This is a genomic window from Streptomyces sp. NPDC058665 (genome assembly GCF_042714995.1).
In the GTDB taxonomy this organism is placed as follows: Bacteria; Actinomycetota; Actinomycetes; order Streptomycetales; family Streptomycetaceae; genus Streptomyces.
The window spans coordinates 91,080-112,558 of sequence record NZ_JBHXRX010000022.1 but is presented as its reverse complement, the minus strand read 5'-3'; the positions used below and the strand labels follow the sequence as shown (position 1 = coordinate 112,558).

Annotated in this window: 16 protein-coding genes and 5 pseudogenes; 10 read left to right on the top strand and 11 right to left on the bottom strand. The window is 66.9% G+C overall.

The window, feature by feature from the left end:
• Positions 1–201 precede the first annotated feature (201 nt).
• The 5 genes from ACFWV8_RS16750 to ACFWV8_RS16730 all read right to left on the bottom strand — a co-directional run bounded on the left by ACFWV8_RS16750 (position 202) and on the right by ACFWV8_RS16730 (position 6,815).
• A complete protein-coding gene (locus ACFWV8_RS16750; RefSeq protein WP_384201980.1) occupies positions 202–2,412 on the bottom strand; it encodes a xanthine dehydrogenase family protein molybdopterin-binding subunit in 2,211 nt (736 codons plus the stop codon).
• A complete protein-coding gene (locus ACFWV8_RS16745) occupies positions 2,409–3,386 on the bottom strand; it encodes an FAD binding domain-containing protein (RefSeq protein ID WP_384201977.1) in 978 nt (325 codons plus the stop codon). Before ACFWV8_RS16745 ends, ACFWV8_RS16750 begins: the two co-directional genes overlap by 4 nt.
• Positions 3,386–3,931: a (2Fe-2S)-binding protein gene (locus ACFWV8_RS16740; RefSeq protein WP_384202015.1), complete on the bottom strand. Its 546-nt coding sequence runs from the start codon at positions 3,929–3,931 to the stop codon at positions 3,386–3,388. Before ACFWV8_RS16740 ends, ACFWV8_RS16745 begins: the two co-directional genes overlap by 1 nt.
• A gap of 931 nt (positions 3,932–4,862) precedes the next feature.
• Positions 4,863–5,402: a class I SAM-dependent methyltransferase gene (locus ACFWV8_RS16735; protein ID WP_384201974.1), complete on the bottom strand. Its 540-nt coding sequence runs from the start codon at positions 5,400–5,402 to the stop codon at positions 4,863–4,865.
• 468 nt (positions 5,403–5,870) lie between these two features.
• A complete protein-coding gene (locus ACFWV8_RS16730) occupies positions 5,871–6,815 on the bottom strand; it encodes an SDR family oxidoreductase (RefSeq protein WP_384201971.1) in 945 nt (314 codons plus the stop codon).
• A 238-nt stretch (positions 6,816–7,053) separates the two neighbouring features.
• Between ACFWV8_RS16730 and ACFWV8_RS16725 the strand changes: the two genes are divergently transcribed.
• The gene (locus ACFWV8_RS16725; protein WP_384202012.1) at positions 7,054–7,896 is read left to right on the top strand and encodes a helix-turn-helix transcriptional regulator; all 843 of its coding nucleotides are present in this window, start codon (positions 7,054–7,056) and stop codon (positions 7,894–7,896) included.
• 394 nt (positions 7,897–8,290) lie between these two features.
• Here ACFWV8_RS16725 and ACFWV8_RS16720 read toward each other — a convergent pair whose 3' ends face one another.
• Both ACFWV8_RS16720 and ACFWV8_RS16715 read right to left on the bottom strand, forming a co-directional pair.
• Positions 8,291–9,196 carry a cyclase family protein gene (locus ACFWV8_RS16720; RefSeq protein WP_384201970.1) on the bottom strand — a complete coding sequence of 302 codons (906 nt, stop codon included), beginning with the start codon at positions 9,194–9,196 and terminating at the stop codon, positions 8,291–8,293.
• A gap of 755 nt (positions 9,197–9,951) precedes the next feature.
• Complete coding sequence (locus tag ACFWV8_RS16715) at positions 9,952–10,812, bottom strand: helix-turn-helix transcriptional regulator (RefSeq protein ID WP_384201967.1); 861 nt, start codon at positions 10,810–10,812, stop codon at positions 9,952–9,954.
• 86 nt (positions 10,813–10,898) lie between these two features.
• On the opposite strand from ACFWV8_RS16715, the gene ACFWV8_RS16710 reads away from it, so the two are divergent.
• Positions 10,899–11,144 (top strand): hypothetical protein, encoded by a 246-nt coding sequence (locus ACFWV8_RS16710; RefSeq protein WP_384201965.1) that lies wholly within the window; start codon positions 10,899–10,901, stop codon positions 11,142–11,144.
• Positions 11,145–11,470: 326 nt separating this feature from the next.
• Positions 11,471–12,625 (top strand): Kelch repeat-containing protein, encoded by a 1,155-nt coding sequence (locus tag ACFWV8_RS16705; RefSeq protein WP_384201962.1) that lies wholly within the window; start codon positions 11,471–11,473, stop codon positions 12,623–12,625.
• A 210-nt stretch (positions 12,626–12,835) separates the two neighbouring features.
• Here ACFWV8_RS16705 and ACFWV8_RS16700 read toward each other — a convergent pair.
• Positions 12,836–14,213 (bottom strand): annotated as a pseudogene (locus ACFWV8_RS16700) (IS1380 family transposase).
• Between the two features lie 261 nt (positions 14,214–14,474).
• A pseudogene (locus tag ACFWV8_RS16695) lies at positions 14,475–14,758 on the bottom strand (transposase); the annotation flags it as partial.
• A gap of 392 nt (positions 14,759–15,150) precedes the next feature.
• On the opposite strand from ACFWV8_RS16695, the pseudogene ACFWV8_RS16690 reads away from it, so the two are divergent.
• Positions 15,151–15,686, top strand: a pseudogene (locus ACFWV8_RS16690) (transposase); the annotation flags it as partial.
• 297 nt (positions 15,687–15,983) lie between these two features.
• Positions 15,984–16,391: a DUF4277 domain-containing protein gene (locus tag ACFWV8_RS16685; protein ID WP_384201959.1), complete on the top strand. Its 408-nt coding sequence runs from the start codon at positions 15,984–15,986 to the stop codon at positions 16,389–16,391.
• A gap of 41 nt (positions 16,392–16,432) precedes the next feature.
• Here ACFWV8_RS16685 and ACFWV8_RS16680 read toward each other — a convergent pair whose 3' ends face one another.
• Positions 16,433–17,365, bottom strand: a complete 933-nt coding sequence (locus ACFWV8_RS16680; RefSeq protein ID WP_384201956.1) for an AraC family transcriptional regulator — start codon at positions 17,363–17,365, stop codon at positions 16,433–16,435.
• 338 nt (positions 17,366–17,703) lie between these two features.
• Here ACFWV8_RS16680 and ACFWV8_RS16675 point away from each other — a divergent pair, with 338 nt between their 5' ends.
• From ACFWV8_RS16675 to ACFWV8_RS16665, 3 genes and pseudogenes are all read left to right on the top strand, one after another.
• A complete protein-coding gene (locus ACFWV8_RS16675) occupies positions 17,704–18,495 on the top strand; it encodes a class I SAM-dependent methyltransferase (protein ID WP_384201953.1) in 792 nt (263 codons plus the stop codon).
• Positions 18,496–18,624: 129 nt separating this feature from the next.
• Positions 18,625–18,912 (top strand): annotated as a pseudogene (locus tag ACFWV8_RS16670) (DUF4277 domain-containing protein); the annotation flags it as partial.
• Between the two features lie 223 nt (positions 18,913–19,135).
• Positions 19,136–19,555, top strand: coding sequence for a hypothetical protein (locus ACFWV8_RS16665; RefSeq protein WP_384202021.1), 420 nt, complete (start codon positions 19,136–19,138; stop codon positions 19,553–19,555).
• Between the two features lie 20 nt (positions 19,556–19,575).
• Here ACFWV8_RS16665 and ACFWV8_RS16660 read toward each other — a convergent pair.
• Positions 19,576–20,376: pseudogene (locus ACFWV8_RS16660) on the bottom strand (IS3 family transposase); the annotation flags it as partial.
• Between the two features lie 191 nt (positions 20,377–20,567).
• Between ACFWV8_RS16660 and ACFWV8_RS16655 the strand changes: the two are divergent.
• Positions 20,568–20,846: a hypothetical protein gene (locus tag ACFWV8_RS16655; RefSeq protein WP_384201950.1), complete on the top strand. Its 279-nt coding sequence runs from the start codon at positions 20,568–20,570 to the stop codon at positions 20,844–20,846.
• 191 nt (positions 20,847–21,037) lie between these two features.
• Positions 21,038–21,418 carry an AAA family ATPase gene (locus tag ACFWV8_RS16650; RefSeq protein ID WP_384201947.1) on the top strand — a complete coding sequence of 127 codons (381 nt, stop codon included), beginning with the start codon at positions 21,038–21,040 and terminating at the stop codon, positions 21,416–21,418.
• Positions 21,419–21,479: the final 61 nt, after the last annotated feature.

Genomic DNA, 21,479 nt, shown 5'->3' with positions numbered 1-21,479 from the left:
TCGACGACGCCGGCCGCTGAGCCGGCGTCCGCCCCGACACGCTACCGGTCCTCAAGGACCCCGATGGAAACAGCGGCGACCTCCTCCGGGCGCCTGACCCGGTCCGGTGGCACACGCGTGGCGAGCTGCCGCTTGAACCGCTCCCGGGGCGGAGGGGGACGGACAAGCGCCGGGCAGAACGGATGCCGACGAGAGCCATCGTCAGTCGAGGAGTTTGTCGAGTGTGATGGGCAGTTCACGGATTCTGATGCCTGTGGCGTTGTACACGGCGTTGCCGACCGCGGCAGCCGAGCCCACGGTGCCGAGTTCGCCGACTCCTCGAGCCCCTTGGGGTGTGTAGACGGTGTCGGGGTGGTTTAGCCAGTGGACGTCGAGGTCGGGGATGTCGGCGTTGACGGGGACGAGGTAGTCGCCGAGGTTGCTGGAGGCCAGTCGTCCGGTGGCTTCGATGGGGTTGGTTTCGAGCAGGGCGTGGCCGATGCCGAAGATGACGCCGCCGATGATCTGGCTGCGGGTGGTCTTGGCATTCACTACTTGGCCGACGTCGACGACGGTGGTGAAGCGGTTGACGCGTACTTCGCCGGTGTAGCGGTTGACGCGTACTTCGCAGAAGTGGGCGCCGAAGCCGTGGTAGGCGTACGAGCCGTCGTCGGTGCGTGCTTCTGAGCTTCCGACGGCCTCGACCCCGGATGTCTTTGTGACCTTGAGGAGGGAGGAGAAGCTGATGGCGTCGTTGCTGTGTGTGCTGAGGAAGCCGTTGCGGTAGCGGACTTCGTCCGGTTCCTTGCCGTGGAACGGTGAGTCCGGATGGGTGGTCGCTTTATCGACCAGCGCCTTGATCGCCGCCTGCGCCGCGGACGCTATGGCTGGAGTCGTGCTTCCTGTGGCAGACGAACCGGCCGCGGCGGCGCCAGGGGGCAGGGTGGTGTCGCCCAGGAGGGGTGTGATCCGGCGGACCGGGATCTCGAGCGCGTCGGCGGTGAGTACGGCGAGTACGGTGGTGGAGCCGGTGCCCAGGTCGGAGGTGGCGGAGGCGACGGTGACGGTGCCGTCGTCGTGGAAGCGGATGCGTGCGCTGGCGGGGCCGCGGTTGGCCGGGTAGATGGCGGTGGCCATTCCTGTGCCGATCAGCCACTGGCCTTCGGTCCGGCTCCGGGGGCGTGCCCGCCGCTTTGACCAGCCGAATCTCTTGGCGCCGACTTCGTAACACTCCCGTAGATGCTTGCTCGACCAGGGGTGCGTGGTGCCGGGTACGACCGTGGCGTAGTTCCGCAGACGCAGTTCCAGGGGGTCGATGTTCAAGGCGACGGCCAACTCGTCCATCGCCGTTTCGATGGCGAAAGCGCCAGGTGCTTCGTTGGGGGCGCGCATGGCCCAGGTCGGAGATATGTCCAGGGGGACCACGCGCTGGTCGATGGCGAGGTTGGGCGTCTTGTAGAGGACTGCCGAGACGTCATCGGCCGGCCTTAGGGGCCACCCGCCAACAAGCGGCATGGCGGAGTCGGATTCGTGGCTGACGGCGTTCAGGGTGCCGTCGGCGAGAGCGCCGAGCCGGACGGTCTGGGTGAGCGCACTGCGGTGGCCCACGACCGTGAACACCTGCTCCCGGGTGAGCACGAGCTTGACGGGGCGCTCCAACTCGAGAGCGGCCGCGGCGGCCAGGGTCGCCTCACTCCAGCAGATGACACGGCTGCCGAACCCGCCGCCGACATAAGGGCAGATGACACGCACCCGGTCGACCGCGACACCGAGTTGCGTGGCGAGTGACACCCCATGCCTGGGCGGAAACTGTGATCCGGTGTAAGCCGTCAGATGACCATCCCGCCATACGGCGACGGTGGCGTGCGGTTCCATCGCGACGTGGTGCTGAGCGGCTTGCGAGAAGGTGGCCTTCACAGTCACCTTGCTGGCGGCCAGGGCCTCGTCCAGGGACTTCACACCCGGCGCGAGCAGCGTTGAACGTGCGGGCGGGTCGCCCGGTCGCCCAGGGGCACTGATGCCCGGACTGCCCGCGGCGAGCGAGACCTTGGGGTCCTCGCTGTCATAGCGGGTTACCACGAGGGCGGCAGCGTCACGGGCCTGTTCGAAGCTGTCGGCCACGACCAGGGCGATGACTTGTCCGCGATAGCGGACGGTGCGGTCCTGGAGAGGCGAGAAGTTCTCACCGAAGCCGGGTAGCGGCGCGTACAGCTTGAAGGCGTTGAACGGTGTGTGGACGGCTGCGACGCCCGGGGCCCGCAGAGCGGCCTCGGTGTCCATCTCCAGGATACGGCCGCGGCCAATGGTGCTGAGGACGACGTAGCCGTACGCCATGCCCGGCAGATTGTGGTCGGAGGCGTACTGGGCTCGGCCGGTGACTTTCGCCGGTCCGTCGACCCGGTCCGTCTCGCCTCCGAGGATCTTGCTGGTCATCGGGCGCCTCCCACAGTGATCAGAGCACGCACCAGGGTGCGCCGCAGCAGTTCGACTTTGAACTCGTTGTGGGCCAAGGGACGTGCTTCCTCGATGGATTGGGCTGCGGCCGTCTCATACGTGGCTTCGGTGGCCGGCTTGCCGATCAGCGCGCTTTCCACCGCGGGCAGTCGCCACGGTCGTGTCCCTACGCCTCCGACGGCTATCCGCGCCTCGTGGATGGTGTTGCCCTGTATCCGGAGCGCCACGGCGGCCGAGGTGAGAGCGAACTCGTAGGACTGCCGGTCGCGGATCTTGAGGTAGCCGGATCGGGTGGTCTTTGCCAGTGGTGGGACGGTGATCGCGGTGATCAGCTCCCGGGGCCGCAGGTGATGCTCGAGATGCGGGGTGTCGCCGGGCAGGCGGTAGAAGTCCTTTAGCGCGGTGGTGCGTTGGCCGCCTGGACCGTACACCTGGAGTTGGGCGTCCAGGGCCACGAGGGCCACGGCCACATCACTGGGATGGGTGGCCGCACAGGACGTGCTGGTGCCGAGGATCGCGTGCCCACGGTTCTCACCGTCGAGCGCGGGGCAGCCGCTGCCGGGTTCTCGTTTGTTGCAGGGCATCGTGGTGTCGCGGAAGTAGCCGCACCGGGTCCGCTGCAGGAGGTTCCCACCCATACTCGCCATGTTCCGCAGCTGCGGGGAGGCACTGAGCTCCAATGCCTGGGAGATGACGCGGTAGCTGCCACGCAGAAGGGGATGCTCTGCGACGTCGCTCATGCGCTCCAGCGCACCCAGGAAAAGTCCGTCCCGGTCGTATCTGACGCCCTTGAGTGGGAGCCGGTTGATGTCCAGGACTCGCTCGGGTGCCATCACTTCGAGCTTCATCAGGTCGACCAGGGTGGTGCCGCCGGCCAGGTACCGGGTGTTGTCGGTGGCTCGGTCCACGGCGGTACTCAGACTGCGGGGGGTGTCGAAGTCGAAGGCACGCATCAGCGCATCTCCTTCCGGGCGTCGGTGATGGCCGCTCTGATGCCGGGATAGGCGCTGCACCGGCAGATGTTGCCGGACATGTGTTCACTGATGTCCTCGTCGCTGTCGGCATGTCCTTCTTCGACGCAGGCGACGGCGGACATGATCTGCCCGGGTGTGCAGAAACCGCACTGGAAGCCCTCATGGGCCACGAACGCCTTCTGCATGGGATGGAGTTCACCATCGCGGGCGAGGCCCTCGATCGTGGTGACCTTCTTGCCGTCCAGCGTGGCGGTCAGCGTCAGGCAGGACACGACCCGGCGTCCGTCGACGTGCACGGTGCAGGCACCACACTGCCCGCGGTCACAGCCCTTCTTCGTCCCGGTCAGGTCCAAGTCTTCGCGCAGGGTGTCCAGAAGCGTGGCGCGCGGATCCACCTCCAGCTGCTGCGTACGGTTGTTGATGACCGCGCGCACCGTCACCAGGCCTTCCGACTTCTCCGGCGCAGCGGACGCCAACTCGCCGGCCACTACGGTTCCAGCGACCACGGCTCCGGTGCCGCCGATGAAGTTGCGGCGAGAGAATCCACGGGGCCGACGCTTCTTTCGGGACTGTGATGCCACATGCTCCTCCAGTATTTCTCCGCGCTCCCGCCGTGCAGCGGCAGAAGTGGCGATGGGGAATTCGTCTGCTGCGGTGCCCGACGTCGTGGATGAACGGCGGGGCCCAGGGGCGAAGCCGATGGTTGTGAAGACCACCGGAAGGCGTTCTGCTCGCAGGCCGTACCGAGGCGATGAGCAGTGTGAGCCGCCCCGGCGAGTCTGAATCAGATGCTGCACTCGAGCGCTCCGCTTAACCAGGGCCTGACGATCCCCCTGTGACTGGGCACTATCCGGGACGCGCCGTTTCCATCCGAGCGTCGCTACGGTGATGGCCCCGGCGGACTCGTGACCGACGACGCCCCGCGAAGGGGGCCGGCCGATACGGTCGCCCGGTATCTGTCTCATCAGGCCGGCGCTCACGCCGTATCCGCTGAGGCCCTTCCCGGCCTCCGACCTAGCAGCACAACGGCACGAACGTCGTTGCCATCCAAGAGCTGCCAGGCCACTCCAGCGTGGTCAAGTCCGGGATCTGCTTCGGCCCTCGGGAAGTGCGAGGGCTGAGGGACGACGAGCCGAGGAGCCCGCCAAGGCCGACTGCGCGGCCGGTCGCACGGTCCAGGCGGGTCGGGCGGGCGAGTCCGTGGCGGGTGAGGACGCGGTGCGGTGCACGGTGGCCGGGTTCGGGCCCAGGAGGTAAGCGATGCGGGCGGCCGGTCACCGTCGGCGAAGGACACGGACCTTGATGATCCGCAGCAACCGCCGGCCCTCGTCATCGTCGATCCCGCGTACGCGTACTCGTTCTGCCACCCGCACACCATGACCGCCGCCCCCATCCTGAGAAGGACCCCGAACGTCGCGTCACAGCACGACAGGGCAAACGTTCACTGCTACGGCACTAGCTTTTGCGGGGCCGGCGGGCGTGGAGGACGAACGCCGGGGGCGTGTTGCGCCACACGGTCCGACTGGGGACGACCTCCTCGAAGCTCTCGGCCAGCAGGGCGCGAAAGCGGCGAGCGGCGGACAGGGGAACGGCGTGGACGTAGGTGAAGGCTGTGAACGTACCCGCAGAGCCGAGCGCTTCGGCCGTCGCGGCCATGAGCTGCTGCTGGGTGGCGGGCGGGAAAAGGGCCCAGGGAAGGCCACTGATGACCACGTCCGCGCGGTGGATGCCCCGTGCGTCCAGCAATTGCCGCAGGTCCCCGGCGTCATGCTGGATCACCTCCGCCCCCGGGTGGCGGTGTTGGAGACGCTGAGCGAGAACCGGATCGATCTCGATGGCCAGGTGGCGTCCCCGGCCTCCGAGCCTGCGCTGAATCTCAACCGTGAACGGGCCGGTGCCGGCGCCCAGTTCGACCACCACGGGCTCACCGCGTTCGGGTATTGAAGCGGAGGCTGCCTGGGCCAGGTGGCGGGAGCTGGGTGCTATGGCGCCCATGCGGCCCGGTGCCCGCACCCACCGCCGGAGGAACAGGGCGATATCGTTCGGTTCTCCGGAGGGCCTGCAGAGACTGCCCTGCCGAGCCGAAGAGGGCGCCTTGCTAGTGGTCATGGTGGATGCCCTTCCTGGAGAGAGTCAGCGGGCCCCGGCGCTGGGCCTGCTTCGAAAGATCACGAGCTGCGGCTGTGATCACGTTGTTCGGGGCAGACCCGAGCGGGGACGGGCGGGAACGTCGCGGTCCAGCCACTTGCGTGCCGTCCTTGGATGCGCGGCCGGGTATTGCGTGGCGGGCGTGACCCGGGACGGTGTCGTGTGTGTCGAGCTGGTCCGGCGGTACAGGCCGCGGGTGGCCCTGGTCGACATCAGCGTGTTGTGGCTGAACTGGCTGGGGGCCTTCCGGGCGCTGAGCCGGAGGCCGGGCGGATCCCCTGGGAGGCGGCGCCCACAGAGAATGCGTCGAGCCTCTCAGCCGTTCGGGATCGAGACCTGTGCCAGCTGTTCGGAGATGCGCCAGACGCGTTGGGCCTGTTCGGTGCTGTGGAGGCGGGAGTAGAGCTGCTGTTCTCCGGGAGGGCCGCCCAAGTTCCCGAGTCCGCTCGGCCCGTAGAACCCGCCGCGCTGGGCGTCGGGAGAGGTGGCGGCGTAAAGGGCAGGGAGCTGTGCGGTATCGACGGTTCCGACGAGGATGCCGCAGGCGGACATGGACCGGATCATGCGTACGCTCAGGGTGTCTTTGTCGCGGCCGACTTCGGGCTGTGCGGCGAGGAGGTTCGTGGGGGCGATTCCGGGGTGGGAGAGGTTGCTCGTGATGCCCCAGCCGTTTGCCTGGCTGCGCCGGTCGAGTTCGAGGCCGAAGAGCCCGAACGCGATTTTCGACTGGCTGTAGGCCTTCGTGGCGTCGTAGGAGCGCGACCAGTTCAGGTCGTCCCAGTTGATGGAGTGGCGGTTGGCCGCGACGCTGACCTGCGAGGTCACACGGGCGTGGCCGGCGCGCAGCAGCGGCAGCAGGTGGGCCACCAGGGCGAAGTGGCCGAGGTGGTTGGTGCCGAACTGGAGCTCGAACCCGTCGGCGGTTGTCCGCCGGTCGGGCGGGGTCATCACACCGGCGTTGTTGATGAGCAGGTGGATCGGCCGGCCATCCTCGAGCAGCGTCCTGCCGAGGGCGGCGACGGAAGCGAGAGACGACAGGTCGAGCTCACGGAGCGACACGTCCGGGTCGGGACTCGCCTGCCGGATCGAGGCGAGCGCCGCCTCGCCCTTACGCGGATTTCGCACAGGCAGCAGCACCTCGGCCCCCGCCGCGGCAAGCCTCGTCGCGATCCCAAGACCGATCCCGTCACTTGCCCCGGTGACCACAGCACGCTTCCCGGACAGGTCGGGCACGGCGATATCGATATGTTTGCGTGACAACGTCCACCCCAGATAGTTGTGCCGTTGCCCCCACTGTTGTGGAAGACGTCGGCGTTATTCAGGGCTGCCCGATCCGCTGATGCGGGGGGCCAGGTTCCGCCAGGTCCGTAGCTGGAAAGGTCGGTCGGCGCTGCGGCCGCGTCAATACGCGAATGGGGGATCAACAGTCCGTGGATGCGGGGATTTGCGGAGGGTACAAATGAGCTTTGAAGGATGTGCACTGGTGAGAGAGGTACATATATTGATCGACCGGACCGAACTGGCGGAGTTCCTCCGGCGCCGCCGGGAGTCGCTGCAACCCGAAGACGTCGGCCTGCCGCGCGGAGGCCGCCGTCGCACCGATGGGCTGCGGCGAGAGGAAGTGGCCGTCCTCTGCCGCATGTCGACGGACTACTACGCACGGCTGGAACGGGGGCGCGGCCCCCAGCCGTCCGAGCGGATGATCGCTTCCATCGCGCAGGGACTCCACCTTTCCCTCGACGAGCGCGATCACCTGTTCCGGCTCGCCGGACACAACCCGCCCCCGCGGGGCGCGGACAATGAGCACATCAGCCCCGGCCTGCTGCGCATCCTCGACCGTCTGCAGGACACTCCCGCGGAGATCGTCTCCGAGCTCGGCGAGACGCTGCGGCAGACTCCGCTGGCCGTCGCGCTCACCGGCGACCTGACGGTCTTCAGCGGCCCGGCCCGCAGCATCGGCTACCGATGGTTCACCGATCCCGCCACGCGACAGCTCTACGCCCCTGACGGCCATCCATTCCTCACCCGCATGTTCGCCTCTGGCCTGCGAGGGGTGGCCACGCTGCGGGGCCCAGGTTCTCGCGCGGCCCACCACGTCGACCTACTGCTCGCTGAGAGTGAAGAGTTCCGTGAGGTGTGGAACGACCACGAGGTCGGCATCCGCCCCGATGAGGTGAAGCACTTCGTCCACCCCGATGTCGGCGCACTGGAGCTGACCTGCCAAACACTCCGCGCCCCCAATCAGTCGCATTTCCTGATCGTCTACACCGCCATTCCCGGCAGTGAGAGCTACGAGAAGCTCCAGCTCCTGTCGGTCATAGGGCCGCATGCGCTTCGCTGAGGCGCCCCGTTCCCATGGGAGAACATGAGCGAACCTGACAGTCGCCGATCGGGCTCGATCTCGGGGGACGTACGTCCGAGGAGGTCGTGGTCTCGATCGTCGCGGAGCTGGTCGCCGTGTGGTTCGGGCGCGGTGGGTGGCCGGCTTAGTTCGGTGTCTCACTGACCGGCGCCGGCCTTGCCCCGTCACCTGCCAGCCGTCGACCGGCGCCAGGTCGACCGGCGAGTCGACGGCGGCGTTGGCTTCTGGGTATCACCGGAGCGAAAAGCTGGTCAGGTAGGTCCAAATGCCGGCCGTTAGGGCCTCTGGCCGAGTCCAGGGGCCCCATGACTGCCGAGGCGCACCGCATCACTTCTCGGTTGGCACGTGACAGCTGACGCTGTGGGCAGTTCTTTCAGAAGAGCGCGAGCGGGTTAACAGGCACCCCGGTCAAACCATGAATACGTGGCGGTGCCGCCATGAGCAGAAACGCGTAACGCCCCAGCTCTGCGCTGACCGCGGCGAGTTCCTCCAGCTCGGCGGCATCGATCAGCGGCATGCCCATCAGTGGCAGGCCGACTCCATGCAGCGGGGCGGGACAAGCGGGGTCCAGCGCAGGATGCGCGTCGCCGATGTCGCCGACGTAGAGCGCGACGCCACGGTGGTGCATCCATCGCACCGCGTCCAGACTCATCCCCGGCATGGGCCTTGCGGGATCGGGCGTCATGGGCCATCCGCAGCGCACTACCAGGGCGTCCCCGGACTCCAGCCGCACACCCTGGCGTTCCTCGGCTGCGTCGAAGTCTCGCGAGGTAACCGCATAGCCGCTGGGCAGTGGGCCGTTGACCGTCAGGTCGAGCAGGACGCCCCGGGTTACTATCCCGGAGGCGAACGCCGTCGTGGAGCCGTGCTGTGCTCCGGCGGGTGTCACGCTCTCTCCCAGGAGCCGTCCCGGGTAGACCCGCCCGTCGCGCGGCATGTGCGCCAGTGCGTCGAGGTGTGTCGAGCGTGGATGGTGATTGGTGACCATCATCATCTCAGCCGTCGCGATCGCCGGAGAACCGGTGTACACCATCACTTGTTGGACCGGCGAGGCGTCCTGCGTGGAAGGAGCGAAGGGGCCGCTGATGAGCGGCGTCGGCCGGATCGGTATCGCCAGCGACACCGCCCGCCCTGAGTGGACCTCCGCGGCACCTCTGGTTCGGGCCTCTTCGGTGATCAGGTTGAGCGTGCCTCCTTCATCATCATCACCCCAGCGGCCCCAGTTGTTCGGTAGATCTTGAGTGCTGCCTGCGACGACATTCACGCTTGGTGCTTCCATGTCGGTGACCATCCAATATCGGGGTTTGGATCCACGCGGTTTGTAACTAGTATGTATGCGCCGGACAGTTGGGGCGCGCGTGCCGACTGCCGAGCGGCTGCGTCACCATCGGAATCTGCGCCTGCGTCAGGACGTGCCGCTCCGCCGCATTCGCCCCATGGGAGGGCTTGAGGGGGTTGTGCATCCGCCTCCTGGCCTGGTTCTCCAGTCGGGCGCACCTCTCCTGGTGCCTTTGGGTAGTAAGCCCAAATCGACGAGGGCGGGCGAGCTGTCGGAGGGGAAGTACAAAGCCTTGATTTGTCCTCGGACCGCATGTTGTCTCCAGTACGCCCATCCATGAAAACTTCCGTCATCCCAGCCTGAACAGACACCGGGCGTCACCCAGAGGTCCCAGGCCGGACAGCACACGGCAGGGCAGCAGCCGGCCCCGGCTCAACAGGCACAACGCATCTCACGATCCGATGGATCAACACTTCCGGACTGCCGCGAATACCGGCGCGAGGTTCGGCTCGGCGCCGAACGTCCCCATGGCAACGGGTGACTACTTCGTGTGGCCGCGAGCGATGCACACCCGTTCAGTAGCAGTTCTCTCCGACCTGCGGCAGTTGGGCTGACACGACAGTGAAGCTTTCCGTCTGTCTGCCTGGCGTTGTAGGCAGCGGCGGCCCCCGACCGCAACGGAAGTGACCCGCTCAGGGGGGCTCGGGCCAGGATTCGACCGGATCCTGGCCCGAGCCGGTACCCACCCGACCGCCTCAGTGTGTCGGTTCGACGATTTCCTGGGTGCCGATGACCGCAAGCAGGTCGAGGAGGTTGGCGCTGCCCGTACCGACTGCGGGAGTGAACCAGAGCAGCCGCTGCCTTCCGTCCTCAGTGAACAGGTTGAGGCAGTTGACCTCGATCACTCCGAGCGCATGGTGGTTGAGGCGTTTGCGGTCATCTCGCCGGAACGCGACGTCGTGTTCGGCCCATACGGCAGCGAATTCGGGGGAGACGTCGAGCAGCGCGCTGATCATCGAAGTGGCTTCGGTGTCCCTGTCAGCGCGCCGGGCGGCGGCTGCACGAAGGTCGGCAACCAAGGCGCGGGACTGAATATCGTGGTCGGCTTCTGGATACAGGTTCCGGGTGTCAGGGTCGGTGAACCACCGATAGAGAAGACTGGCCCGGGTGCCTCGGAAGTCGGAGTGGTCTCCGATCAGCGCTACCGCGAGCGGGTTCTGCACGAGCGTTACGTGCAAGTCGGTGATGAGTTGTGCAGGTGTCGAGGTCAGGCGATTGAGGAGATCGAGCATCCCGGGGTGAACGTGTGAGGCGGCTCCGCCGTGCATGGGCACCGGGCGGTCCGCGAGGCGGTACAGATAGTCGCGTTCGTCAGCGCTCAGGCGCAGGGCCCTCGCCAGTGCGGCGATCATTTGCTCGGACGGCTGGGACCCCGCTCCGCGTTCGAGTTCGTTGTAGTAGTCCACTGATGCTCCGGCGAGCTGGGCGACCTCTTCACGGCGCAGCCCGGGCACCCGGCGCCGAGGCCCTGAAGGAAGTCCCACATCGGTCGGACGGATGCGTTCACGCCGCGAACGCAGAAAAGTACCCAGCTCGGCGTATTTTGCAGAACCCATACCACCATTTTGCACTTGGCGGGGTCGCGGACCCAGGGGTTGACACCCCCTGGTTACGCCGGTGGGCGCCGTGCATCGTGGAGGACATGACGACGAACGAGCAAGGTCGTGAACCTGCGGCCGCGCGGGATGCCATCGTCACCGGCGGATCGCGCGGAAACGGCCGGGCGGTTCCGGGCAAGCTCGCCCGGGAAGGCCTTGCCGTCGTGGTGAACCACGCCCGCGACGCGGCTGCCGCTGAGGAGACGGTGAAGGAGCTCCACTGCTGGTGGACGGAACGGCTAAATCCTGCGGGCCAACGGGGACGTGGTGTGACGAAACCACTGAACTGATCAAGTTCGGCAACGGACCCCTACCTCACTCAGGGAGAAACACCCATACCTTTCGCCAACTTCAAGGTTGCCGCAGGCTCCCCTCACCGCCGAAGACGTCCCACCACCGTCGTGCTCATCGACGAAGTCGTCGCGCCGGCAGGGGTGTCGCCAGCCGCGACGTGACCGCCGCCATGCTCAAGAGCGACGCCTGACACCACCACGCTCAGTGGCTCCTACGCCCGGACCGTGGACCACGACAGGCGTTCTGCCGACCGCACCACTCACTCGATCACCCGAGTCATCACGGCTACCGATATCCAGCACCTAGCAAGGGAGTTGTCGTTGTGAAGAACTGGCCGTCCCTCCTCCTCGGAGTCACCCTCGTCGTCGGTCCGATCCCGCAAGCTCACGCACATCAGGGCCAGCATGTATCTCCTACGCCGACCGCGCAGGCAACGGTGTCACCACAAATTTCCTACGGGAAGGGCTGGCGACCGCTGGCACCTATCGCCGGCGGAGCCAGGCAGGAGCACGGCCTGGCCGCCGTCGGCAGCAAGGTCTACCTCATCGGCGGCATAAGTCCTGACGGTACCGGTGCTTTCACTACCACGAGACGCGTGGAGGTCTACGACACAGAACGCGGTACCTGGGCGAGCGCCGCCCCCCTGCCGGTCGAGATGAACCACCCGAATGTTGCTGTGGTTGACGGAAAGATCTACGTCATCGGCGCCCTGTCCGGCGGCGCCAGTTGGCAGGCGTTGCGTGACAGCTTCGTCTATGACACCCGAACGAACGAGTGGACGCGGCTGCCGTCCGTGCCCGTGGGCCTTGAGCGGGGGAGCGCTGCGGTAGGCGTGCACGGCGGCAAGATCTACCTCGCTGGAGGCATGCGGACTCTCACGCCGGGGCCGGGGGGCCTTCAGGACACCGTGGACACGGTGTCCTCGTACGACGTGCGCACCGGCCGGTGGCAGAGGCTGCCGAGTCTGCCAGAAGCCCGTGACCACGTCGGCGGGGCCATTATCGGTACCAAGCTCTACGTGGTCGGTGGCCGTGATCGGGGGCAGGTGAACGTGCGCGACACCGTCTACTTCTACGACCTCCGCTCGGGCCGCTGGTCTCAGGGGGCACCCATGCCGACAGCCCGAGGCGGCCTGGCCTCCGCTGTCGTCGGCACGAAGATCTACACCTTCGGAGGCGAGGGCAAGCACGACGGCCACAATCCCAACACCGTGTTCGACGAGACCGAGGCGTACGACACGGTCCGGAACAAGTGGCAGAAGCTTGCCCCGATGGCTGTCCCGCGCCATGGAACGGCAGCCGTCGCCGTAGGCAGCGCTATTTACATTCCAGGTGGGGGTACCGCAGCCGGAGGCAGCCCCGTGGACGTCAACGATGCCTACGTGCCTGTGCGACAACTGCACGCAGCGGCCGGCACTGCTGCACGCTTGGCCGAGCGGGAGCACCAGAACCAGGTACCTGAGAAGAAGGACTGCTAAGCCGTTTCGTTCGGATCATCTGATCGTTGGTCTGGGTGTGCCGTTAACCTCGATCTTTCGTGACGGTTGGTCGGTTCTTTCGGTGGGCCGTTTCGGCTTGTCGCACGGATTGTGGGCAGGGTGGCAGCGCGGCTGTCGTGCCGGCTGAACGCCGGTTTCCACGGTTCCGGCGGGAGTGCTGCTGGTGCAGGGAGGGGCTGTTGAGGCTGGTCAGCCTGGGTTTGGAAGGGCGTCGAGGCGTCGGACAGCGTCGGTGATGACGTCAATCCAGGGCCACTGGCGGGCGAACCGGAGGTGCCGCCGACGGGCGGTGCTGACCAGCTGAGCGGCGGCGGAGAACAGCCGCTGCCGCAGTCGGCGGGGCTCCCAGAGCCGGGGCCTGCCGGCCAGCGCGAGCATGGGCAGCCAGGCCAGCAGGTCGAGCGCGAGCTGGACGATCTCCAGCCAGATCTGGTTCTGGGCGGTGTCGTGCAGGGGCAGATTGCGCAGACCGGTGGCACGCGCATTGCGGATGCGGTCCTCCGCCCTGGCCCGTCGGCGGTGCCGCAGTTCCAGGTCTGTGATCTTCCCGTCCGATGTGTTGGTGGCGAAGCAGGTGAGCCGTAGTCCGTCGGCATCGGTGAAGCGCAACTGGGCTCCGGGGCGCGGCCGTTCCTTGCGGACCACCAGCCGCATCCCCCTGGGCCAGCCCTTGAGGACGTCGCCGTCGAGTTCGGCGGTCCAGGCGCCCTCGCGGATCTCGCCTCCGGGTTCGACGGCGGGTGTCCAGGCGGAGGCCGGGACATTGAGCACGGCCTGATGGATGGCGTCGGTGATGGTCATCCCGACCGAGTACGACAGCCACCTCCCGCGCCTGGAGAGCCAGGCCAAAAACTCGTGAGTACCGCCCGCGGAGTCGGTGCGAATCAGTGTGGACCGGCCTCGCCGATGCCGTTTTGGGGAGCTGGGCCAGGGCGAGTCGGGTAGTGGTGATGTGGTCGGCCGCGGTGTTGCTGCCCGCGTTCCCCGGCCGCAGCAGGGCCGCGACAGGCTCTCCGGTGCCGCCGCTTCCGTGATCGACGAAGCCCATCAGCGGATGGTGGCCGAAGGACTTCTTCCAGGTCGCAGCCGCGTCCTGCTTCTCGGAGTGCGCCAGCACCAGCACACCGTCCAGGTCCACGATCACCTCGCCTGCGGCATCCGGCGCCGACGTCCCGGCCAACTTCCATACCCGCGCGCGTACTTCGGACCGCGCGGCACGGATCGCGTGAAGGGCCTTCGGCCCGGCCGTGGCGAGGGTGTCGATGAGCCGCGAGACGGTCGGGTCGGAAGCCACCGGCCCGAACACCGCCGGCTCGGCCCGCAGCATTCCCACATCCGCGAGACAGTCCCCGCCGAGCGCGACCGCCATGGCCACATCCAGCAGTATCTTCCCCGGATCGTGCACCGCCCGCGGCTTGCGCCACGGTGTCAGAACTGCAGATATCGCCTGGTCCAGCCCGGTCTTGCGGGCCGTCTCCACCAGCAGCACCGCCCCGGCCTGCGAGACCACTGTCCGGCCACCACCCTCGACGCGGACACGCGGGTAGAACCCGATACGCTTCTTCACCTGGGAAGTGCCTCCGGCGGTGGCAGGAACAAGGACCTCGACAATCCTCATTCTTGCTGGTCAGAGGCACTTTTCGTTTGTCTGACCACCCGTCGGACACCAGGCTTCATGAAAGCGCGAGGTTAACTGACGTGCAGTGGGCGCGGATCGAGCCGTTGCTTCCGGACCGGTTGCCGAAGCAGGGTGGTCGATGGAGGGATCACCGGGAGGTGATCGACGCGATCGCTTTCAAGTTCCAGCCGGATCGCAGTGGGTCCATCTGTCGGAGAAGTTGGGCCTTGGACCTTGATCCTGGACGCGCAGCATCCCGACATCCGCGAGGCAGTCCCCGCCCAGAGCGACCGCGAGGGCCACATTCATCAGGATCTTCCCGGGTCGTGCACCGCCCGAGGGCGTCGCCACGGTGCCGGCGCCGCCGGTATCGCCTGGTCCAGCCCAGCCTTGCGGGCTGTCTCGACCAGCAGCACGGCTCCGGCTTGGGACACCACCCCACGGCCCCCGCCCTCGACGCGGACACGCGGGTAGCACCCGATAGTCTTCCTCACCTGAAAAGTGCCTCCGACGGTAGCAGGAACAAGGACCTAGACAATCCTCATTCTTGCTGGTCAGAGACACTTCTCGATTACCTGACCACCCGTCGGACAACCCGCTTCATGAAGCGCGCGGCTAGAGGACCGGCGGGCACGGGCACCACACGGACTGTGCAGTTGCCCGCGGAACTCACCCGCCTGACAGCTCAGTGGAGCCCGTCGAAGTCGGTCTGAAACCGCATCACCTCGTCCTCAGCCACACCGTCCTGAAGGAAGGGTGCGTTCTCCACGGCCGTTTCATCACCGCACTTCGTCGCGCACAGATTCTCCGTGTCCTCCGGAAATCACCCTCGCGGAGGATGAACCGGAAACCAGACCTCCACCTTCTCGACCGCGTTCTCCATATGCTCGTCTGCGACGGGCTCAAGGGCCTGTCCGACGCCGTCGAGACCGTCTGGCCGAAGACGATCGTGCAGACCTGCGTGGTCCACCTCCTGCGGAACTCCTTCCGCTATGCCGCCCGCCAGGACTGGGACAAGACTGCGAAGGTTCTCAAGCCCGTATACACTGCGGCGGCCGAGGACGCCGCACTCGAGCGCTTTGCTGAGTTCGCCGATGCCTGGGGCAAGAAGTATCCGGCGATCGTCCGGCTCTGGGAGAACGCGTGGGAGGGGTTCACGCCGTTTCTCCGCTTCGACACCGAGATTCGCCGCATCGTCTGCACGACGAACGCGATCGAGTCCGTCAACGCGCGGATCCGGCGGGCGGTCAAGGCCCGCAGTCACTTCCCAACGAGCAGGCCGCCTTGAAGTGCGTCTACATGGCGATCGTCTCGCTCGACCCCAGCGGCAAGGGCCAGGCCCGCTGGACCATGCGCTGGAAAACCGCCCTGAACGCCTTCGACATCACCTTCGACGGCCGACTCTCCGCAGCCCGACAGTAGCTCTCAACAACCCGAGTTGTACCGTTCGTTTGACAGACCCCGGTAACCGCGCGCCGCCGCTAGCTCCGTACTTCGCGGGTCGTTGATTCAGGTCGAGTCGGGGGCCGGGCGGTGTCTGTTGCGGGGGTGGTGGCGTTGACCGGGCGTGATGAGAACTTCCCGGTCCCCGCGGCCACGATCGCAGCGTCCGCGTATGGAATGCCTGGTCAGCGCTGTGGTGGAGAAGCGTCTGGGCGCTCTGCCTGTCGCTGCTGAGTTTTCGCGTCGGCTGGACATGGCCGGGATCATCGACCGTCTGTGCCCTGGCCGGGAGACCGCCCATGCGACGGCCAGGTCATCGAGGTCCTGGTGGCCAACCGGCTGACCGCGCCCGCACCGTTGTGGCGGGTGGATGACTGGGCGCGGGACTGGGCTGTGGAAGAGGTCTTCTGCATCGAAAGCGAGTTGCTCAACGACGACCGGCTCGGCCGGGCCCTGGACGCGATCGCTCCGCACCTGCAGGAGACACCCGACAGCATCGGTGCCCGCGCGATCGGTGAGTTCGGCATCGATGTGGCGACGATGCACTGGGACATGACGTCCATGTCGTTGCACGGCGCTTACCCCGCCGACGACCAGGACGAGGAGTGTCCCCGGGTCGGGTACAAGCGCCCCAAGGACCGCAGGTTCGATCTCAAGCAGATCCAGTCCGTTTGGAACGGGTGACGAGGGTCGAACTCGCGCTCATCACTCGCCATTGCACCAGGTCACTGGGCACTCGCAGGTTCGGAAGAGGCGTCGTCCGCGGCGCAAGCGGCTGCCGGAGCGCGGCGAAAGCGGCTCGGCGACACACCATACTCGCGGCGGAACGCGCCCGAGAAGGCGAACTCGGTCGAGTACCCGACCTCGCGGGCGATCGTCGCCAGCGTGGCGTCGGTCTCCCGGAGCAGCCGGGCACCGAGACCCAGCCGCCAGCTGATCAGATAGCTCATCGGCGGCTGACCCACCACCGTGGTGAAGCGCCTTGTGAACGCCGTGCGGGGCATCCCTACAGCCTTGCTCAGCCGCTCCACTGTCCACTGCTGCCGTGGGTTTTCATGGATCTCACGCAGGGCTACGGCGATCACGGGGTCGTCGGTCGTCGGCCACCCGGCCGCACCGTGCTGTTCGTACCACTGCCGCAGCGCGTTGACCAGGATCAGGTCCAGCAGCGCGGGCAGTGTCGCCTCGGTACCCAACTGCCTGCCGGACACTTCCGCGCAGAGGAGATCGACCAGCGCCCGCATTTGGGGGTAGCGGTCGTAGTCCGGCGACACCGTGATGAGGTCGGGCAACGCACGGAGGTACCGCGGTGCGCGGCCGTGTTCGAGCAGATAGGCGCCGCAGAGGAACTCGAAGTCGAAAGGCCCCGGTGTCGGCGGAGCCGGGCCCATCACCACAGGTGGCAGGTCTTTCAACGCACACCGAACGTGATTGAAGCCGTGCTCGGCACCGGACGAGGTGAGCACGATGTCGCCTGGCCCCAAGGCGACCGGCTCCTCGGCCTCGGTGATCAGCCAGCATGTGCCTCGCACGACGATATGGAACCCGCTGCCGTCGAAGTCGGGGAACCGGATTCCCTGGGAGCTCGGCTGCCTGATCAGGCGGCCGCCGGCGGTGCCGACCCGTACGGTGCGGATCACTTCGCTCACCAGGTCCATGTGTCCGATGCTATCGGGGGATGCACGCGGGCTCCGGCGCACGCTCTCGTATGGACCAGTAGAGCTCTCGTAGGTCCCGCGCGCACGGACGGTGATTAAGTCGACGTCGTGATCGATTACAGGAGCCTGCGTACCCATGCCGAAAAAAGGAACAGGCGTGGACGCGGTGCGCTAGGACGGGGTCTTCACCTTGCGGAACCCGCCCCTCGCGGCCGAGACGTTCGGTGCGGCACTGGCCGATCATCCTTGATCGCGACAAGCCCCAGACGCCGGTCCCCGGCTGGCGCTACGCCGACAGTCAGACTCGGTCCCCTGGACCCCAACTTCCGAGGAATGCCATGTCTCAGCCAGACTACGACCAAGCGGCCCGCGATTGGGACCGTCTCCACAGCATGCCGCAGCCGGTATCGGATGCGATTGTGCGATGCCTTCCGACGCCGCCCCCAGGCGCTCTGGTGCTCGACCTCGGATGTGGTACCGGTGAACCGGGCTTCACTGTCAGGGCCGCGTTCCCCGACACCCGTCTCCTTGGTATCGACACCTCGGAGCCAATGATCGAGATGGCCCGTGCGAAGGCGCGACGCAATGACCTGGCCGATGCGGAGTTCAAGGTCATGCCGATGGAGAACCTCGCCATCAGCACTGGCGAGGTGGATATCCTGACCTCGCGCTTCGGTTTCCTCAACGTCAGCGACACCGCGGCGGAGGCGGCCCGCGTCCTGCGGCCCGGCGGTCACTACGCCGTGGCGGTGTGGGACAGGTCGGAACTGAATACGGCGATCCACGCATTCTTCACGGTCCTCAAAGAGTCTTCGGTAGCCGACGAGGTGCCGGACCTCGGAATCTTCGATGAAGCCTCGTCGGACGCCCGTAGGGAACGGTGGCTCCGGGACGCGGGGATGACCTCGGTCAACACCGACATGTTCGCGTGGGAGTACACACTGCCGAACTTCGCCGCCGTTCTGGAAGTGCTGGCCGCTCCACCATTCGGCGCCGCCGTCGCCACGCTAGACGACGATGAAACCAAGAAGGTGCAGGAACGGATCTTCGAGCGCCTGTCCGCGCACCGTGCCGCGGACGGGTCGTACCGCATCCCGCAGTCCTGCCGCCTGTTCTGGGGCCACCGCTAGTTCCGTACTTCGCGGCTGGCTGAGTCGGATGGAGTTGTTGCCTGGCCGTGTCCGGCGCGGGGGTGGTCGTGTTGACCGGGTGTGACGAAGTCTTCGCGGTCCCCGCAGCCGCGGACGGTGCGTCCGCGTATGGAATGTGTGGTCACCTCCGTGGTGGAGAAGCGTCTGGGCGCTCTGCCTGTCGCTGCCGGGTTCCTGCGTCGGCTTGATGTGGCCGGGACCGTCGACCGGCTGTGCCCAGGCCGCGACATCGCCTACGTGACGCATGGCCAGGTCATCGAGGTGCTGGTGGCCAACCGGCTGACCGCGCCCGCGCCCTTGTGGCGGGTGGATCGCTGGGCCCGGGAGTGGGCGGTGGAGGAAGTCTTCGGGATGGAGGCGGAGCTGCTCAACGACGACCGTCTGGGCCGGGCGCTGGACGCCATCGCCCTGCAACTGAGCGAGTTCACCGACAGCGTTGGGGCTCGGGCGATCGGCGAGTTCGGCATCGACGTGTCCACGTTCCACTGGGACATGACATCCATGTCGCTGTACGGCGCCTACCCGGCCGATGATCAGGACGAAGTAGTATCCCCGCATCAAGCACGGGCACCCCAAGGACCGCCGCTACGACCTCAAGCAGATCCAGACCGACCTGGCGGTGACCGGCGACGGCAGCATCCCGCTCCTGTCCCGCGTCATCGACGGCAGAGCCGCGGAGATCTCCCAGATCACCGGAACCATGAACAGTCTACGCGCGATGGCCGGGCTGAAGGAGTTCTTGCTGATCGCCGACTCCAAGCTGATCTCACACGGCAACGTCACCGCCCTGATCCAGGCCGGGACCGATTTCATCGCCCCGGCCCCCGCTTCCAAGGTCGACAACGCGGTCTATGCCGCACTCGACCTCGATGCGGCCACCGTCGTGGACTACACCCCGGCCCGCGACGAGGACACCCCCGCCGGACAGCGCGAGATCTACCGGGTTCTGGAAGACACCCACCCGCTGGCCGGGCCCCGCAAGAGCGATCCCCCGCTTGAGGTGCGCCGGATCCTGGTGCACTCCACCGGCGGGCCTTGACCTGGAATCTTGGACAGGGGTTATGCGGCTTGGGCGAGGTTGGTTGATGTTGTGTCGAGTGCTGTCTCGTAGGCGATGGGACTGTGTTGTCCGAGGCGGGGGTGACGACGTCGGGTGTTGTAGCGGTTGAGCCGGCGGAACGCGTCGAGGTGGGCCTCGCGTTCGCTGGACCATGTCTTGCGGCCCTGAAGCGTCTCGCGTTTTCACGTTGCGTTGAAGGACTCGGCAGGCGCGTTGTCCGCGCTGGAGCCGATCGCGCTCATGGACTGGCGGACACTGGCCTGGCGGCAGGCGTCGGTGAAGGCCCGGCTGGTGTACTGGGCCCCGTGGTCGGTGTGTATGACCGCCCCGGCAGGGCTGCCGCGGGTCCGCTCGGCGGCGGCCAGGGCATCGGTGACCAGGCCGGTGCGCATGTGGTCCGCGATTGCCCAGCCGGTCAGGCGGCGTGAGGCGAGGTCGATGACGGTGGCCAGATAAAGGAACTTCCCGCCGTCCAACGGGAGATAGGTGATGTCGCCGACGTACTCCGTGTTCGGCTCGCTTGCCGTGAAGTCGCGGTCGATGAGGTCCGGGGCCGTCACCGCGGCCGGGTCCGCAACAGTGGTGCGGTGTCTGCGACGAAAGCGCACGCCTGCCAGACCGGCCCCCGGCATCACACGCGCGATCCGCATGTGGTTGATTCGCACGCCCGCTTCGCGGAGTTCGGCGGTGATCCTCGGAACGCCATAGGTGCCGTCCGACTCGCGGTGCACGGCCCGTATCCGGTCGGCGAGGCGAGCGTCGGCCACGATTCGGGGCCGAGTTGTCCATCCGCTCCATCTGACGGTCGTGCGATAGCCGGCAGCTCCTGGACACATTCCCGGCAGGCGTACAGAGGTGTTACGCCCTCGTCGCTCGCGATCTCGCCGAAGCGGGTCACCTGCGTCCCCTTGCGGGGGCCTCTATTTGTTTGGTCAAGGTCCAAGGCCAGTAGGTTCGTGCGTCAAGGGCGGGCTGAACCATAGGGGCGTGCATGAGTGATAGCCAGGTCACGATCAAGCTCACGAGTGACGAGGCGCTGGTGCTGTCGCACTGGCTGGAGAAGCTCCAGATGACGGACCTCAGCCGAGTTGTCGACGATCCGGCGGTCTGGGCACCGATCCATCGAATCGCCGTAGGCCGACAAGTCGTTGTCCTCGAAGACCTGAACGATCCCGAAGAGGACCTCCGGAGTGGAGAGCCGATCGGCGAGAGCATGGCAATCCTCGATCTGCCGGTCAGTACCCAGGTGCGCGCCGGTGCGGTCCTGTGAGATACGTGCATAGGCGTAACAGCGGATCACGCGGCGAGTCATCTCGATCGCTGCTGTGAGAGTCGGGGTCATGGGCCTGATTCTGTCAGGGAGGTATGTCCTATGGGAGAGTTCGGTCCGCCCACACAGATGGCGGTGTTCACCATGGGCGTCGGCACGAAGACCCGGACCGCGAAGGAGGAGAAGGCCGCATGAGCAGCACCGAGAGCAACGAGACGACCGACACCCGCACCCTGCCCGTCACCGACCTCTCCCTCGTCGTCCTCATCGGCGCCACCGGCTCCGGCAAGTCGACCTTCGCGCGCGCCCACTTCAAGCCCACCGAGGTCATCTCCTCCGACTTCTGCCGCGGCCTCGTCGCCGACGACGAGAACGACCAGAGCGCCAGCGGTGACGCCTTCGACGTACTCCACTACATCGCGGGCAAGCGCCTCGCCGCCGGCCGCCGCACGGTGGTCGACGCGACTTCCCTGATGATTGGGCGTGTTCAAGCGTCAGGGGAGGCATGGGTTGAGCGAGTGGTGCGTGGTGTGGGTGCCGGATCCGGGGCGGTGGGGATCGCTGCCGCCTGAGGGTGTCCTGGGGGTACAGGACCTGCCGACTGCGGTCGCCCGGATCGGTCTGTGTCCGGGC

Excerpts from the sequence above, each read along its gene's own strand:
- ACFWV8_RS16750 (WP_384201980.1), bottom strand. The coding sequence starts at position 2,412 with ATGACCAGCAAGATCCTCGGAGGCGAGACGGACCGGGTCGACGGACCG.
- ACFWV8_RS16745 (WP_384201977.1), bottom strand. The coding sequence starts at position 3,386 with ATGCGTGCCTTCGACTTCGACACCCCCCGCAGTCTGAGTACCGCCGTG.
- ACFWV8_RS16735 (WP_384201974.1), bottom strand. The coding sequence starts at position 5,402 with ATGGGCGCCATAGCACCCAGCTCCCGCCACCTGGCCCAGGCAGCCTCC.
- ACFWV8_RS16720 (WP_384201970.1), bottom strand. The coding sequence starts at position 9,196 with ATGGAAGCACCAAGCGTGAATGTCGTCGCAGGCAGCACTCAAGATCTA.
- ACFWV8_RS16715 (WP_384201967.1), bottom strand. The coding sequence starts at position 10,812 with ATGGGTTCTGCAAAATACGCCGAGCTGGGTACTTTTCTGCGTTCGCGG.
- ACFWV8_RS16710 (WP_384201965.1), top strand. The coding sequence starts at position 10,899 with ATGACGACGAACGAGCAAGGTCGTGAACCTGCGGCCGCGCGGGATGCC.
- ACFWV8_RS16680 (WP_384201956.1), bottom strand. The coding sequence starts at position 17,365 with ATGGACCTGGTGAGCGAAGTGATCCGCACCGTACGGGTCGGCACCGCC.
- ACFWV8_RS16675 (WP_384201953.1), top strand. The coding sequence starts at position 17,704 with ATGTCTCAGCCAGACTACGACCAAGCGGCCCGCGATTGGGACCGTCTC.
- ACFWV8_RS16655 (WP_384201950.1), top strand. The coding sequence starts at position 20,568 with ATGAGTGATAGCCAGGTCACGATCAAGCTCACGAGTGACGAGGCGCTG.
- ACFWV8_RS16650 (WP_384201947.1), top strand. The coding sequence starts at position 21,038 with ATGAGCAGCACCGAGAGCAACGAGACGACCGACACCCGCACCCTGCCC.